The sequence below is a fragment of the Oceanimonas aquatica genome (assembly GCF_030732065.1).
Lineage (GTDB): Bacteria > Pseudomonadota > Gammaproteobacteria > Enterobacterales > Aeromonadaceae > Oceanimonas.
In genome coordinates this window covers 225,282-241,065 of sequence record NZ_JAVBHX010000003.1, presented here as the reverse complement: position 1 = coordinate 241,065, position 15,784 = coordinate 225,282, and the positions used below count along the sequence as shown (strand labels likewise).

Genomic DNA, 15,784 nt, shown 5'->3' with positions numbered 1-15,784 from the left:
CGGCCTTTACCTTATTTCTGGCTTGCGAGCACCCGCTCCACCGTGTCTACAATGGCCTGGGTTTGCGGATCTACTTCAATATTGGCCCGGTAGCCGGGCTGCACCACCCCCAGGTTGGTGCGGGCCAGGGTTTCGGGAATAAGATGTACCACAAAATGCTCGGCGCTCACCTCTCCCAGCGTCAGGCTAATGCCATCAATACCGATATACCCCTTGGTAAACAGGTATTTGCCCAGGTCTTCGGGCACCGCAAAACGCAGGGTGGTATTGGTGTCGGTGTCAATGCGCTCCAGCAACTCACTCATGCCCATAATGTGCCCCGACATGGCATGACCACCAATATCATCACCAAAGCGGGCCGCCCGCTCCAGATTAACCCTGTCTCCTTCTTTGAGCTGCCCCAGATTGGTGACCCTCAGGGTTTCCTGCATCAGATCGAAACTGACCCGTTCACCATCGATGGCGGTCACGGTCAGGCAGCAGCCGTTATGGGCTACAGAGGCACCCAACGCCAGGCCGGGCAGCAGCTCGGCGGGCATGGCCACCACATGCGTACGAAAATCGGCTTTTTCAATGATGGTCAGCAGGGTGCCCTGCCCCTGCACAATTCCGGTAAACATCGCGTAAATCCATATCAAAGCAGTTTAAAATAATGGGAAAAAACGCCGGCAACCGTTATATTCACGGCCTGTGGCGATTCCCCGACATCGTACCACTCTCCGGTCATTCATTCGCGCCGGCCATTCACGCCGACGGCATTTTTTCATGAGCGAAAGACGCATGTCCTTTACCCCTTTTCTGGCCGAAACCCGGCACCTGCTGCGGCTATGTGGCCCCATTCTGGTGGCCCAGGTGGCGCAAACCACCATGAGCTTTGTGGATACCGTGATGGCCGGGCAGATCAGTGCCACCGACATGGCGGCCGTGGCGGTGGCCACCAGCTTCTGGCTGCCGATCATTCTGCTGGTACAGGGGGTGGTCATGGCACTGACCCCCATCATATCTCAACTCAATGGCGCCCGTCGCCACGACGAGGTGGCCGGGGCCGTACACCAGGGATTCTGGCTGACGCTGCTGGTGATGGTTCCCGCCTGGCTGGCCCTGTATTTTTCTCCCATGGTGCTGCACTGGATGGACGTGGAGCCCCTGCTGGCGGAAAAAACCACCGGCTACCTGCACGGCATTCTCTGGGGCATGCCCGCCTATGCCCTTTATCAGGTGCTGCGCAATTTCAGTGAAGGACTGTCGCACACTCGCCCAACCATGGTGATCGGCTTTATTGGCCTGGCGGTGAACGTGCCCGCCAACTATGTGCTGATCCACGGCAAGCTCGGCCTGCCTCAGCTGGGCGGGGTGGGCTGTGGCTATGCCTCGGCGCTGGTGTTCTGGGCCATGCTGATCGCCATGGTCGTTTACACTCAACGCTCGGCCTTGCTTAACCGCTTTGCGGTATTCGCCGCCCTCAGCGCGCCGGACATGGCCCGCATCGGCCGCATCTTTCGACTGGGCTTTCCCATTGCCATGGCCATTTTCTGTGAAGTGACCCTGTTTACCGTGGTCGCCCTGCTGCTGGCACCGCTTGGCGCCGACGTAGTGGCCGGCCACCAGATAGCCATCAACTTCTCCAGCATGATCTTCATGCTGCCGTTAAGCCTGGGCATGGCACTGACCATTCGCGTGGGCCACAGCCTGGGGGAAGGGCTGGCCGACCAGGCCAGAATCGCCAGCCTGACGGGCATTGGTTTTGGTGCCTTGCTGGCGGTAGCCACGGCACTGGCCACCGCTCTGTCACGCTACTGGATCAGCGGTATCTATACCGATGACACCTATGTGCTGGAGCTGGCCGCCAGCCTGCTGCTGCTGGCGTCGCTGTATCAGATTTCCGACTCGGTACAGGTGATCACCGCCGCCGCCCTGCGGGGCTACAAGGATACTCAGGTCATTTTCTATATTACGCTGCTGGCTTACTGGTTGTGCGGCCTGCCCGTAGGCATGGTGCTGGGCCTCACCGACTGGCTGGTGCCGGCCATGGGCCCCCACGGCTTCTGGCTGGGTTTTCTGGTAGGCTTGACCATAGCGGCTTGTTTGTTGATACGGCGGTTACGTACGATTTATGAAAGGGTCCATCATCGCGATAACGCTGGCTTGCCTCTGGTTGACGGGTTGTAACGACCGGCAGGCACTGAAATCGGCCTTTGACACCTACCTGGCCCGGGTGGCCAATGTGCTCGGCACCGATCCCCCTGCCCTCGGCCAGCCGGCCCCCCTGCCTCCGCTGCCGGCCCAGCGCCGGCTGCAACTGCAACAACCGCGTATCAGCGCTGGCCTGCTAGATACCCTTAAACTCGGCGAATGCCGGCTACTGGCCCTGGTGGGCGAGCACAACAGCCCCATCGGCAAAAGCCAGAGTGCCGGGGCCGTGCTGCTTTATCATCTGCGCTTTCAGCAAGGGTTGCAGGACTGTCGGGCTCAGCAGGACGATAATGCACTGCAAGCCTGGCTGACCGGGCTGGAACAACAAAAGGCCCCGCTGCTGCCCGGCTATCACTGGAACATGATGGTGGCCGAGCCAGACATCCGTGCCGCCCTCACGCCTCGCCAGCGTCCGGTGCCCGATGATCACCGTGGCTTTCAGGCCACCTTCAACGCGTTTTCCCTGTTTGCCCGTCTGCGCCATCAGGCCGCCGGCACACCGCAACTGACGGTGATCGACAGCGCCGGCTTTAACGAACGGCTGGGCGGACTCTATAACAATGACTACCTGGGTGAATTGTATTACTCACTGCACAGTGCCAGCCATTATCTAGCCCAGAGCATCACCTTTCTTGGCCGTCTGGAACAATTCAACTGTGGCCCGGCAGGCAAGGCCGATGCCGAGCGGCTGCGCAACGCCATGGAGCATTACTACATCAAGGATATTCAGGCCCGGTTAAGCCGGCTCGACCGGCACTTTGTGCGGCTGGCACCCTTGCTGCAACAAAGCCTGACCCCACCATCCACGGGCCATGACGCCATGGACGAGTACCGGCACTGGTATGCTTCCGGCCTCGACAGCCTCATTTACACCCGCTACCGGCAGCTGACTCTGGAACACGCCAGGGCCTGGCAGGACTTTTTACACCGGTGCAATCTTTCACCGGGCTGAGCAATTGTTCTCCATCCGGTTGGTATCAAAGAAAAAAGGCTTGCCGAGGCTGATGGCCTTGGCTAGTATACGCAGCGCCTGACGGCACGATGCGTTCTTAGCTCAGTTGGTTAGAGCACCACCTTGACATGGTGGGGGTCGGTGGTTCGAATCCACTAGAACGCACCAAATCAGCACTATTTGCGTCCTTAGCTCAGTTGGTTAGAGCACTACCTTGACATGGTAGGGGTCGGTGGTTCGAATCCACTAGGACGCACCAAATTAATATACAACGCGTTCTTAGCTCAGTTGGTTAGAGCACCACCTTGACATGGTGGGGGTCGGTGGTTCGAATCCACTAGAACGCACCAGTTTAAAAAAGCCCGCTCCTTGAGCGGGCTTTTTGCTGTCTGAAGTGCTTTGATATTTATGTATGTTGGCATAAATCAACCACCGGTATGAAAAATGACGCTCTTTGCCAGTAAAGAGAGAGCGTAAAACACCTGGTGCGGATCAAGCCACATGGTCTACTCCCCTCATCCAACCCGATTATCACTGTGCCGGTCCTGAACGACGGTTTGTGTCACCCCCTGTTAACGCCAGGGCATGCACAAGGTTTCAGTTTCAGGGAGACACCGAATATGCCTCTCATGTTGAAGCCGGCCAAACTGAACATTGAAACGATGTGATTTTCCCTTCATTACCTTTTGTTCACACTGGCCTTAATCACAGCGCCCAACAGCGCATATAACCCGAGTCTGAGAGAGTGCCAGCATGAACAATACTGCGTTAAACACCCACTGGATGCCGTTCACCCCCAACAAGGGCTTCAAGGCCAGTCCGCGTATGCTCACCGGCGCCAAAGGCATGCACTGGATCACCGACGACAACCGCCGGGTGCTGGACATGACCGCCGGTCTGTGGTGCTGCAATGCCGGTCACGGCCATCCGCACATTGCCGACGCCATCGCCCGCCAGGCCCGGGAGCTGGACTATGCTCCCTGCTTTGGCTTTGGCCACCAGCTGGCCTTTGAGCTGTCGGAGCGCCTGGCCGAACTGGCGCCGGGCAACCTGAACCGGGTGTTCTATACCAATTCCGGCTCCGAATCGGTGGAAACCGCATTGAAAATGGCCCTGGCCTACCACCATGCCCGGGGTGAGGCCGGGCGCCAGCTGTTTATCGGTCGCGAGCGCGGCTACCACGGAGTGAACTTCGGGGGCATTTCGGTCGGCGGTATCACCAGCAACTACAAGGCCTTTGGTCAGTGGCTGCCCACCGATCATCTCTCTCATACCCAGGATCTGGAACGCAACGCCTTCTCTCGCGGCCTGCCCCTTCACGGCGGTGTGGAAATGGCCAACGAGCTGGAAGGGCTGATTAAACTGCACGATGCCAGCCGCATCGCCGCCGTCATCATCGAGCCCATCACCGGGGCCGGTGGCGTGCTGCCGCCGCCGCTGGGCTATTTGCAGCGCATTCGGGAAATCTGCGATGAGCACGGCATTGTGCTTATTTTTGATGAAGTGATCTGCGGCTTTGGCCGAACCGGCAATGTCTTTGCCAGCCAGACCTTTGAGGTTCAGCCCGACATCATGACCACCGCCAAGGGCCTGACCAACGGCGCCGCCCCCATGGGCGCCGTACTGGCCGGCGACCACATTCATGATGCCGTGATGGAAGCCAGCGCCAGCGGTGTGGAGTTCTTCCACGGTTATACCTATTCCGCCCACCCCCTGGCCTGCGCCGCCGCCATGGCGACCCTGGATGTGTACGAGCAGGACGGCCTGTATCATCGCGGGGCCGCCGACGGCGAGATCAGCCGCTACTTTGAACAAGGGCTGCACAGCCTGAAAGGCCTGCCCGGCGTCATCGATATTCGCAACTACTCCCTGATTGCTGCCGTGGAGTTCGACACCCCCGCCGGTGCCGATATCCAGAGTTTGGCCTGGGAGCAAGGGCTGATGCTGCGCTCTCTGGGTAACGCCATCGCCATGTCACCGCCCCTTGTTATCGAGAAGGAACATGTTGATCAGACCATCGGGATCCTGGAGCGCTGTATTCGAAAGCAGTTCGGCTAAACAAAAAGGGCTGCATTTGCAGCCCTTTTCACCTGTTGCCATTGGCGGTCAGCCCGCCGCCAGCTCCGCCAGCCTTTGCCGGGCACCATTCAGGCCGGCTTCACGCGCATCGCCTCCCATATTCAGCCCCTCGGCATACACGAATTCCACCTCGGTGATTCCCATAAAGCCAAGTACGGTTTCCAGATAGGGCGTGATCAGCTCGCGGGAGCTGTCTTTATGCTGGCCGCCCCGGGTGGTGATCACCACGGCTTTCTTGCCCTTCAGCAAGCCTTCCGGCCCCTGGTCGGTGTAACGAAAGGTCACACCGGCCCGGCACACCAGATCAATCCAGGTCCTGAGCTGTACCGGTACATGAAAGTTGTACATGGGTGCGGCAATCACCACCCGGTCGGCGGCCTTGAGCTCGGCCACCAGCGCATTGGACAGCGCCAGCAGGTCACGCTGGCGTTCATTCAGCTCACCGTCACTGCGCAGTGCTTGTGCTCCCTCTCCATTCAGCACCGGCAGCGGCTCGGCGGCCAGATCCCGTACCGTGGGCGCCGGCTCATCAAGCTGGCTGATAAAATAATCCATCAGCCGGCCGGACTCGGAATGCTCACCAAGAATGCTGGATTTGAGGATCAGGGTATGGGTCATGGACTGGCTCCTTAATGCAGAAATACTGAATAACTGACACATTTAAAAGTGCCGATGTTTATCGAATTGGAATCAGCATAAGACAGGCAACAGCCGAGAAAAACCGGAAAATCGTGGCCGACACGTTCAAAATATTCGAATAAACCACAAGCGAACGCATGACGTTAACGTAAAGGGAATGACAAGGGGCAGATAAAAGAAAACCCTCGACTGGCGAGGGTCAAACAAACGGAAACGTGCTTAAACAGAGCTACGCATCTCACCTAACAAGTTGCTTTCATTAACATGTAGCAAGTGGCTAGACCGTGATGCTGATTCAATGTAACCGGAGCAAAATGTGAAGTCAACGTAAAAAGCCATAAAACACTCCCGGATTTAGCGCCGCACTTCCATTATTTACGTTGACGTTATGGTCAGTATTTTTCATTGCCAGCGGTCTTGAACGGCGCCAGCCCCTGCTGCTGGTGCTGCCGGCATCGCAGAATCCGGCTTTTTCGCTTGCCGGTCTCAGGGAAATCCCCTTCACGTTTTATATAAATGTCAGTTTTTTCCGTGTGTTACACGAGCGCAATAGCAGAACCGTGACTAACCTTATCACTACAGGATGTGAAATGTGTGTGCGCACGGCTCTGTCTTTTATTAAGAGCCGTTAGTAATCAGGGGGAATGACCATGGGTATTTTCGAGCACTATCAAACGCGCTATGAAAAAGCCAAGGAAGAGGAATACAGCCTGCAGGAATTTCTCGACCTTTGCCGCGAAGACAAGGGCTGTTACGCATCCGCCTCCGAGCGGCTGCTGATGGCCATCGGTGAGCCGGAAATGATCGACACCGCCCAGGTGCCCAGATACAGCCGGCTGTTCTCCAACCGGGTAATTGCCCGCTATCCTGCCTTTGCCGACTTCTATGGCATGGAAGACAGCATCGAGCAGATTGTTTCCTACCTCAAGCACGCCGCTCAGGGGCTGGAAGAAAAGAAACAGATCCTCTACCTGCTGGGCCCGGTAGGGGGTGGTAAGTCATCCCTGGCCGAGTGCCTGAAGGCGCTGATGCAAAAAGTGCCTATCTATCGCATCAAGGGCTCGCCGGTCAACGACCATCCCTTCTGCCTGTTCGACTCGAACGAAGACGGCCCCATTCTGGAACAGGAATACGGCATTCCGCGCCGGTACCTGCGGCCCATCATGTCGCCCTGGGCGGTAAAACGCCTGCATGAATACGGCGGCGATATCACCCGTTTTCGGGTAGAAAAGGTGTACCCCTCGGTGCTCGACCAGATCGCCGTGGCCAAAACCGAACCCGGTGATGACAATAACCAGGATATTTCCTCCCTGGTGGGCAAGGTCGATATTCGCAAGCTGGAGCATTATGCCCAGGACGATGCCGACGCTTACTCCTATTCCGGCGCCCTGTGCAAGGCCAATCAGGGCATGATGGAATTCGTGGAAATGTTCAAGGCTCCCATCAAGGTACTTCACCCGCTGCTGACCGCCACCCAGGAAGGCAACTACAACGGTACCGAGGGGCTGTCCGCCCTGCCCTTTGACGGCATTATTCTGGCTCACTCCAACGAGTCGGAATGGCAGCACTTCAAGCATAACAAGAATAATGAGGCCTTCCTTGACCGGGTCTATATCGTCAAGGTGCCCTATTGTCTGCGCATTACCGAAGAAGTGGAGATCTACAAGAAGCTGCTGGCCAACAGTGAACTGTCCACCGCCAAGTGTGCCCCCGGCACCCTGGAAACCCTGGCGCAGTTCACCGTGCTCTCCCGCATCAAGGATCCGGAAAACTCCAGCATTTATTCCAAGATGCGGGTGTACGACGGCGAAACCCTGAAAGACACGGATCCCAAGGCCAAGTCCTACCAGGAATACCGGGACTACGCCGGGGTCGATGAGGGCATGACCGGCCTGTCTACCCGTTTCGCGTTCAAGATCCTGTCCCGGGTGTTCAACTTCGACCACGCCGAAGTGGCGGCCAACCCGGTGCACCTGTTCTACGTGCTTGAGCAGCAAATCGAACGGGAACAGTACGCTCAGGAAGTACATGACCGTTATCTGGAGTTCATCAAGGGTTACCTGATCCCCAAATACGTGGAGTTCATCGGCAAGGAAATTCAGACTGCCTACCTCGAGTCCTACTCCGAGTACGGCCAGAACATCTTTGACCGTTATGTCACCTACGCCGACTTCTGGATTCAGGATCAGGAATACCGGGATCCGGACACCGGCCAGCTGTTTGACCGCTCTGCGCTCAATGCCGAACTGGAGAAAATCGAAAAGCCCGCCGGCATCAGCAACCCCAAGGACTTCCGCAACGAAATCGTCAACTTCGTGCTGCGGGCCCGGGCCAACAACGCCGGCAAGAACCCCAACTGGACCAGCTACGAGAAGCTCAGAACCGTTATCGAGAAGAAAATGTTCTCCAATACCGAAGAGCTGCTGCCGGTCATCTCCTTCAATGCGAAAACCAGTGCCGACGAGCAGAAAAAGCACGACGACTTCGTGGACCGCATGATGGAAAAAGGCTATACCCGCAAGCAGGTTCGTTTGCTGTCCGAGTGGTACCTGCGGGTACGCAAGTCAAGCTGATAGGCATCAGTTGGGGGAACCATGGCGCATTTTATCGACAGACGACTGAATGGCCGTAACAAGAGCGCTGTCAACCGGCAGCGTTTCATCCGCCGCTACAAACAACAGCTTAAAAAGGCGGTGTCGGATGCGGTGCTCAAACGCAGCATTCAGGATATCGACAAGGGCGAGAGTGTCTCCATTCCTACCCGGGACATCTCCGAGCCCTTCTTTCATCACGGCAAGGGAGGCCACCGGGATCAGGTTCATCCGGGTAACGACCAGTTCGTCAAGGGTGACAAGGTTGACCGTCCCTCCGGTGGTGGCGGTGGCGGCAGCGGCCAGGGCGAGGCCAGCAATCAGGGAGAAGGTCAGGACGATTTCGTGTTCCAGATCTCCAAGGACGAATACCTGGATTTGCTGTTCGACGGCCTGGAGTTGCCCAATCTGGAGAAGAACAAGCTCAACAAGATCAGCGAAATGAAAACCTTTCGGGCCGGCTACACTGCCGACGGCGTGCCGGCCAACATCAACGTGGTGCGTTCATTGCGCCAGTCTCTGGCCCGGCGTACCGCCCTGCAGGCGGGTAAAAAGCGTACCGTGGCCGAGTTGGAACAGGAGCTGGCAGACCTGGGCAAGCGCCCGGCGGAAAACTACGCGCGCATTCAGGAGCTGGAGGACGAAATCAGCGAGCTCAAACGCCGCATTGCGGCGGTGCCCTTTATCGACACCTTTGATTTACGCTACAACAACTTCGTCAAACGGCCGGTGCCTTCTACCCAGGCGGTAATGTTCTGCCTGATGGACGTGTCCGGCTCGATGGATCAGGCCACCAAGGACATGGCCAAGCGCTTTTACCTGCTGCTCTATCTGTTTCTGACCCGCAGCTACAAGAACGTGGACGTGGTGTTTATCCGCCACCACACTCAGGCCAAGGAAGTGGACGAACAGGAGTTTTTCTACTCTCAGGAAACCGGGGGCACCATTGTCTCCAGCGCACTGCAGCTGATGAAGGAAGTAATGAATGAGCGCTACCCATCGGATCAGTGGAATATCTATGCCGCCCAGGCGTCCGATGGCGACAACTGGGCCGACGATTCTCCCCTGTGCCGGCAACTGCTGCAAAAGGACATCATGCCGCTGGTGCGTTACTTCACCTATATCGAGATCACCAACCGGGCTCACCAGAGTTTGTGGCACGAATATGAACCCATTGCCCGGCAGTTTCCGGCCTTTGCCATGGAGCACATCCGCTCGGTGGAGGATATCTATCCCGTATTCCGGGAGCTGTTCAGAAAACAGGCGGCGTGAGGTGACCTATGGCGCAAGCACTGAAAAAATGCCGGCCGCTGAGTGACGGACCGGACTGGACCTTTGACCTGCTCGAGGCCTATCACAAGGAAATTGCCCGTATCGCCGAACACTACGGGCTCAGCACCTATCCCAACCAGATAGAGGTGATCACCGGCGAACAGATGATGGATGCCTATTCCAGCATCGGCATGCCCATTGGCTACCATCACTGGTCTTACGGCAAAAAATTTATTCAGACCGAGCAGAATTACAAGCGCGGCCAGATGGGCCTGGCCTACGAGATTGTGATTAACTCCAACCCCTGCATCGCCTATCTGATGGAGGAAAACACCATGCCCATGCAGGCGCTGGTCATCGCCCATGCCTGCTACGGCCACAATTCCTTTTTCAAGAACAACTACCTGTTCAAAACCTGGACCGATGCCGAATCGATCATCGACTACCTGCTGTTTGCCAAGCACTACATTAACGAGTGCGAGGAAAAGTACGGCATTTCGGAAGTGGAGAACCTGCTCGACAGCTGCCATGCCCTGATGAACTACGGGGTCGACCGCTACAAGCGGCCGCAAAAACTGTCACTGGCGGAAGAACGACGCCGTCAGAAGGCGCGCGAGGCCTATCTGCAAACTCAGGTCAACGAGCTGTGGCGAACCTTGCCGCGCATGGAAGACGAAAAGCAAAAGCAGAAACTGCGCTACCCCAAAGAGCCGGAAGAAAACCTGCTGTATTTCATTGAAAAACACGCGCCCCTGCTGGAGCCCTGGCAGCGGGAAGTGGTGCGTATCGTGCGCAAGATAAGCCAGTATTTTTACCCGCAAAAGCAGACCCAGGTGATGAACGAGGGCTGGGCCACCTTCTGGCATTACACCATTTGCCAGCACATGTACGACGAGGGCTTGGTCACCGACAAATTCATGATGGAGATACTGCACAGCCACACCAATGTGGTATTTCAGCCCCCCTACAACAGCAAGTACTACTCGGGCATCAATCCCTATGCCCTGGGGTTTGCCATGTTTCAGGACATTCGCCGCATCTGCGAGGATCCCACCGAGGAAGACAAGGCCTGGTTTCCGGATATTGCCGGCTCCGACTGGGTCAAGGCCCTGCACTTTGCCATGGAGAACTTCAAGGACGAGAGCTTTGTCAGCCAGTTCCTCTCACCCAAGGTGATGCGGGACTTCCACCTGTTTGCGGTGGCCGACGACGACACCCGCAATTACCTGGAAATTTCGGCCATTCACGACGATCTGGGCTACCACCAATTGCGGCAGACCCTGTCAAACCAGTACAACCTGTCCAACCTGGAGCCCAACATTCAGGTCTATAACGTGGAGGTAAAGGGCGACCGGTCGCTGACCCTGCGTCATGTGCCTCATAACCGTATTCCGCTATCGGACTCCTGTCACGAGGTGGTCAAGCACGTGCACCGGCTGTGGGGATTCGACGTCCTGCTGGAGCAGGAAGAAGCCGATGGCAGCGGTACCTTGCTCAGCCGCTGCCCGCCCAAACCGGAAGAAAGCTGAGTCAAAAACGCCTCTCGATGAGAGGCGTTTTTTTCACTACTGCACTTGTTACTGTTGCACTTGTTTATTGATGAACCAGGGTATCGGGCAGATGCTCGCGCATTTCCTGCCACAGCCGGCCCGACGCCTTGCCGTAGTCCCGCACCAGCTCCACCACCTCTTCCGCCCGGCCGGTGCGGGCGTGCTCCGCCAGCCCCCGGTAATAGTCCGCCGCCAGGGCCCGGGCACCGGCACGGGAGAAATAATAGCGCCCTACCCGGCAATACAAACCCTTGAAGCCATTCAGGATCAACCCATAAATAGGATTGCCGGAGGCAAAGGCCAGACGATGGTGCAGCTCGTAGTCAAAGGCGGCATAGGCATCGGCGTCATCGGCCAGCCGTTCTAGCCCGGCCACTACCTCCTCTACCGCCGCGGAATCATGACGAATGGCACCACGAATAAAGATGCTGCTGATATGAGTGCGGGCCGATAACAGATGCCCAATCAGCTCGGGGGTCTTGTCGGCATCGAGCCGCGCCAGGGTTTCCAGAATATTCAGGCCGGAGGTTTCCCAGAAGTTGTTTACCCGGGTGGGCTTGCCGTGCTTGATGGTCAGCCAGCCGTCCCGGGCCAGCCGGTGCAACACTTCCCGCAGCGTAGTACGGGTCACGCCAATCAGCTCCGACAGCTCCCGCTCGGCGGGTAAAATGGAGCCGGGAGGAAAGCGACTGTTCCAGATGGACTCGATGATATATTCTTCCGCAAAACCGGCGGGGCTTTGTGCCTTGATGACCATGAAATCACTCTGTCTCTGGAATGTTACAAATGGTAAAAAACGCGAAAAATGATAACAGAGCGGACCAGTCTCCCACAAGCAACCCCGCCTTCCTTGCACATCAATCGACGAGGATTTCTCCGTGAACCAGTTTTCCCGCTCTCGCCTGGCCTGGGCCCTGCTGACCCTGGGCAGCACGGCGCTGCTGCTGGCGGCCCTTTACTACCAGTATGTGGAAGATTACGCCCCCTGCGTGATGTGCGTTTACCAGCGCGCGGCCTTGTGGGGCGTGATGCTGTCGGGCCTGCTGGGCTGGCTGGCCCCCCAAAATGCAGTGGTGAGTGGCCTGGCCCTGGCAGGCTGGCTGGCGGCCTCGGTAGAAGGTTTTTTGCTGGCCAGAGAACATGTGGGCTATCAGCTGAACCCTTCGCCCTTTCACCAGTGCTCCACGGTCGCCGAATTTCCCGCCTGGTTTCAGCTGGAGGTCTGGTGGCCGGCCATGTTTTATCCCACCGGTGACTGCTCTTCCATCGACTGGCAATGGCTGGGGCTGAGCATGCCGCAATGGCTGATGGGAATTTTCGCGGTGCTGGCCGGGCTGGCGGTATTGTTTATTGGCGTGCGCGTGGCGGCAAGACGTTAAACCTAGTCATTCCGGCCCTTGAGCCGGAATCCATTTTGCAGACAAAGGCCCGACCTACCCCAGACTCCGGGTCAAGCCCGGAGTGACGGTACCTTATCAGCTGGCCCAGGTAATGATGTGATCTTCCCAGTCGCCGGCCTTGGATTCGGGCACCACCTTGCCTCGCACCGACTGGCCGGCACGGTGCATGGCACTCTTGGAGCCGGTACGCAGCGGGTGCCAGGACGGCAGTGACTTGCCTTCCGCCAGCACCCGGTAGGCACAGGTGGACGGCAGCCAGTAAAACTCGCTCAGCTTGTCACGGGTGATCTTCAGGCAGTCGGGCACCCGGGCAAAGCGGTTGGGGTAATCGCTGCAGGCGCAGCTGTGGGTATTGAGCAGCTCGCAGGCCACGTTGGTGTGCACCAGCTCATCGGTGTCTTCATCGATCAGCTTGTTGAGGCAGCACTTGCCGCAGCCGTCACACAGGGCCTCCCACTCGTCGTCGGTCATCTCGTCGAGGGTCTTGGTCTGCCAGAAGTTTGCCTGCATTTATTTTGCTACCTTCGCCGTAAAGGCGAACTTGTTGTCCAGGGTTAACGTAAGTTCGTCACCCGCGTTCAGCTCCCCGACCCCCTTGGGTGTACCGGTAAGCACGATGTCGCCGGGCATCAGGGTAAAGCACCCGCTGATCTCCGCCAGCAACTCGCCCAGAGACCACATCATCAGTTTGGTATTGCCCGTCTGCCGGGGCTGGCCATTCACTGTGAGCGAAAAATCCAGCTGCTGCAGCGGCGCCAGCAAATCCGGTGACACAAACGGGCCCATGGGGCAACTGCCGTCAAAGGCCTTGGCCCGTTCCCAAGGCTGCCCCTTGGCTTTAAGCTCATCCTGTAGCGCGCGCAGGGTCAGATCCAGCGCCAGCCCCACACCGGCCACGGCGTTCAGCGCCTCCGCAGGGCTTGCCTTGCACAACCGGCGCCCCACCAGCAACGCAACTTCCACCTCATGGTGCACCGGCCCCTGATCTGCGGGCAACAGCAGCGGCTCGTCAAGGGGGGCCAGGCTGGTGGCGGGCTTGATAAACAACAGCGGTGCATCGGGCACCGGGTTGTTCAGCTCTTCGGCATGATCCCGGTAGCTGCGGCCAACGCACACCACTTTGCCGGTGGCATAGGGCAGTACAAAGCCTTCCTGATCGATATGCTGATACATGCTGGACTCTTATTCCTGATCGCCGCGCTCGGCGGCCTGGCGGGCAAGATGCTCCTTGAGCAGGTTTTCCGGCGGCGGCGGCAACTGCAGGAAATAGCCCTGGGTACGCAGGCCTTCCCGCACCTTGTCGATATCCGACAGCGCCAGTCTGGTTTTGGTGGCCAGATTGATCACCATGGCCAGTTGCGGCGTACCAAAGGTGGCCATCAGGGGAGCGGGAACACGCGAAAAATCGTCGCGCCGTTCAACAAACAAATAGGTCTCTGCCTTTTTGGGGCTTTTATACACTGCACACAACATGGAAATTGCTATAATCCGTCGGGTTTATTGCCAGTCTGGATGGCAAACTATAACATCAGCACGACCAATAACAAAAAGGATCACTTTCCTTGGGGGACAGCCGCTTATGGCGGAGCGTGGCATTGAATTGAAAGGCAGCAGCTTTACCCTGTCGGTGTTGCATATTACCTCGGCAGACATTGAACAGGTAAAACAACAACTGCTGGAAAAAATCGCACAGGCGCCGGAGTTTTTTCGCGCCGCACCACTGGTTATCAATATCGAAAAACTGCCGGAGATTCCGGATTTTTCCGCCCTGGCATCGGCCGTGCGCGAGCTGGAACTGGTGCCGGTGGGTGTCAGTGGCATTCTCGACGACAGCGGTCGTGCCGCCGCCCGCGCAGCCGGCCTGGCGGTGATGACCACCGGCAAGGTGTCTGCCCCCGCTCCCGAGCCGTCTCCTTCTCCTGCCCTGCTTAATCAGCCCGGCACCCGTGTCCATCGTGGCCCGGTGCGCTCCGGCCAGCAGATCTATGCCCAGAATGGCTCTCTGGTGGTACTGGGGGCCGTCAGTAACGGCGCCGAAGTCATCGCCGACGACAGCATTCATGTTTACGGGGCATTACGGGGACGCGCCGTGGCCGGCGCCAAGGGTAATGACAACGCACGTATTTACTGCCAGCAACTAATGCCCGAGCTGGTGTCCATCGCCGGACACTATCAGCTCAGTGACGGGCTGCAGGGCGAGCAATGGGAACAACCGGTCAGCATTTCTCTGGCGGGCGAACAGCTCAAGCTGGACAGGATCTGATTTTTTTTACGACTTAGGAACATATTTCTATGGCACGGATAATCGTCGTCACTTCTGGTAAGGGCGGAGTAGGTAAAACCACCTCCAGCGCAGCCATCAGCACCGGTCTGGCCAAACTGGGCCACAAAACGGTGGTCATCGATTTCGATATCGGTCTGCGTAATCTCGATTTGATCATGGGCTGCGAACGCCGCGTGGTCTACGACTTCGTCAACGTCATCAATGGTGACGCCAACCTCAATCAGGCCCTGATCCGCGACAAGCGGGTGGAGCAGCTCTACATTCTGCCCGCCTCGCAAACCCGCGACAAGGACGCCCTCACCCGGGATGGCGTGGAAAAGATCATCAACGACCTGAACGAGATGGGCTTTGACTACATCATCTGTGATTCGCCCGCCGGCATTGAAAGCGGCGCCCTGATGGCGCTGTACTTTGCCGACGAGGCCATTGTAACCACCAACCCGGAAGTGTCCTCGGTGCGCGACTCCGACCGCATTCTGGGTATTCTTTCCTCCAAATCCCGCCGGGCCGAACAGGGCCTGGAGCCCATCAAGGAGCACCTGCTGCTGACCCGCTACTCCCCCGAGCGAGTCAACCGGGGCGACATGCTGAGCGTAGAAGACGTGCAGGAAATCCTGGCCATTCCGCTGCTGGGCGTGATCCCCGAGTCCCAGGCCGTGCTCAAGGCGTCCAACGCCGGTGAGCCGGTGATCCTGGACAGCGAATCCGACGCCGGTCAGTGCTACACCGATACCGTGGCTCGCCTGCTCGGCGAAGAGCGGGAGTTTCGTTTCCTCGAAGAAGGGAAGAAGGGATTTTTCAGCCGACTTTTTGGGAGTTAACTC

General features: G+C 57.7%; 15 protein-coding genes and 3 tRNA genes. 12 read left to right on the top strand and 6 right to left on the bottom strand.

Annotated features, from left to right (window positions below; translation table 11 throughout):
- Positions 1-11: 11 nt before the first annotated feature.
- Positions 12-620, bottom strand: a complete 609-nt coding sequence (locus Q9290_RS06385; RefSeq protein WP_306078808.1) for a riboflavin synthase subunit alpha — start codon at positions 618-620, stop codon at positions 12-14.
- A gap of 160 nt (positions 621-780) precedes the next feature.
- Here Q9290_RS06385 and Q9290_RS06380 point away from each other — a divergent pair, with 160 nt between their 5' ends.
- From Q9290_RS06380 to aptA, 6 genes are all read left to right on the top strand, one after another.
- The gene (locus tag Q9290_RS06380; RefSeq protein ID WP_306078898.1) at positions 781-2,169 is read left to right on the top strand and encodes an MATE family efflux transporter; all 1,389 of its coding nucleotides are present in this window, start codon (positions 781-783) and stop codon (positions 2,167-2,169) included.
- Complete coding sequence (locus Q9290_RS06375; protein ID WP_306078807.1) at positions 2,114-3,145, top strand: DUF3080 domain-containing protein; 1,032 nt, start codon at positions 2,114-2,116, stop codon at positions 3,143-3,145. The genes Q9290_RS06380 and Q9290_RS06375 overlap by 56 nt, the downstream gene beginning before the upstream one ends.
- A 91-nt stretch (positions 3,146-3,236) precedes the next feature.
- Positions 3,237-3,313, top strand: a tRNA-Val gene (locus tag Q9290_RS06370).
- Positions 3,314-3,327: 14 nt separating this feature from the next.
- Positions 3,328-3,404 (top strand) — tRNA-Val (locus Q9290_RS06365).
- Positions 3,405-3,418: 14 nt separating this feature from the next.
- Positions 3,419-3,495: transfer RNA gene (locus Q9290_RS06360), tRNA-Val, on the top strand.
- 403 nt (positions 3,496-3,898) lie between these two features.
- Positions 3,899-5,203: an omega-aminotransferase AptA gene (gene aptA, locus Q9290_RS06355; protein ID WP_306078806.1), complete on the top strand. Its 1,305-nt coding sequence runs from the start codon at positions 3,899-3,901 to the stop codon at positions 5,201-5,203.
- Positions 5,204-5,251: 48 nt separating this feature from the next.
- On the opposite strand, the gene Q9290_RS06350 is transcribed toward aptA, so the two are convergent.
- The gene (locus Q9290_RS06350) at positions 5,252-5,842 is read right to left on the bottom strand and encodes an FMN-dependent NADH-azoreductase (protein WP_306078805.1); all 591 of its coding nucleotides are present in this window, start codon (positions 5,840-5,842) and stop codon (positions 5,252-5,254) included.
- 671 nt (positions 5,843-6,513) lie between these two features.
- On the opposite strand from Q9290_RS06350, the gene Q9290_RS06345 reads away from it, so the two are divergent.
- The 3 genes from Q9290_RS06345 to Q9290_RS06335 are packed head-to-tail and all read left to right on the top strand — an operon-like array spanning position 6,514 to position 11,255.
- Complete coding sequence (locus tag Q9290_RS06345) at positions 6,514-8,436, top strand: PrkA family serine protein kinase (RefSeq protein ID WP_306078804.1); 1,923 nt, start codon at positions 6,514-6,516, stop codon at positions 8,434-8,436.
- Between the two features lie 21 nt (positions 8,437-8,457).
- Complete coding sequence (locus Q9290_RS06340) at positions 8,458-9,726, top strand: YeaH/YhbH family protein (protein ID WP_306078803.1); 1,269 nt, start codon at positions 8,458-8,460, stop codon at positions 9,724-9,726.
- Positions 9,727-9,734: 8 nt separating this feature from the next.
- Complete coding sequence (locus tag Q9290_RS06335) at positions 9,735-11,255, top strand: SpoVR family protein (protein WP_306078802.1); 1,521 nt, start codon at positions 9,735-9,737, stop codon at positions 11,253-11,255.
- A 64-nt stretch (positions 11,256-11,319) separates the two neighbouring features.
- On the opposite strand, the gene fadR is transcribed toward Q9290_RS06335, so the two are convergent.
- Positions 11,320-12,033, bottom strand: coding sequence for a fatty acid metabolism transcriptional regulator FadR (gene fadR / locus Q9290_RS06330; RefSeq protein WP_306078800.1), 714 nt, complete (start codon positions 12,031-12,033; stop codon positions 11,320-11,322).
- A gap of 121 nt (positions 12,034-12,154) precedes the next feature.
- On the opposite strand from fadR, the gene dsbB reads away from it, so the two are divergent.
- A complete protein-coding gene (dsbB, locus tag Q9290_RS06325; protein WP_306078799.1) occupies positions 12,155-12,655 on the top strand; it encodes a disulfide bond formation protein DsbB in 501 nt (166 codons plus the stop codon).
- 96 nt (positions 12,656-12,751) lie between these two features.
- Here the strand turns inward: dsbB and Q9290_RS06320 are convergent, their stop codons facing one another.
- From Q9290_RS06320 to Q9290_RS06310, 3 genes are read right to left on the bottom strand one after another with little or no spacing between them, the layout of a single operon-like run.
- A complete protein-coding gene (locus tag Q9290_RS06320; protein WP_306078798.1) occupies positions 12,752-13,186 on the bottom strand; it encodes a YcgN family cysteine cluster protein in 435 nt (144 codons plus the stop codon).
- The gene (locus Q9290_RS06315; RefSeq protein ID WP_306078797.1) at positions 13,187-13,849 is read right to left on the bottom strand and encodes a fumarylacetoacetate hydrolase family protein; all 663 of its coding nucleotides are present in this window, start codon (positions 13,847-13,849) and stop codon (positions 13,187-13,189) included.
- 9 nt (positions 13,850-13,858) lie between these two features.
- On the bottom strand, positions 13,859-14,149 hold the full coding sequence (locus Q9290_RS06310; protein ID WP_306078796.1) for a YcgL domain-containing protein: 291 nt from the start codon (positions 14,147-14,149) through the stop codon (positions 13,859-13,861).
- 106 nt (positions 14,150-14,255) lie between these two features.
- On the opposite strand from Q9290_RS06310, the gene minC reads away from it, so the two are divergent.
- Both minC and minD read left to right on the top strand, forming a co-directional pair.
- Complete coding sequence (gene minC / locus Q9290_RS06305) at positions 14,256-14,939, top strand: septum site-determining protein MinC (RefSeq protein WP_306078795.1); 684 nt, start codon at positions 14,256-14,258, stop codon at positions 14,937-14,939.
- 29 nt (positions 14,940-14,968) lie between these two features.
- On the top strand, positions 14,969-15,781 hold the full coding sequence (gene minD, locus Q9290_RS06300; protein ID WP_306078794.1) for a septum site-determining protein MinD: 813 nt from the start codon (positions 14,969-14,971) through the stop codon (positions 15,779-15,781).
- Positions 15,782-15,784: the final 3 nt, after the last annotated feature.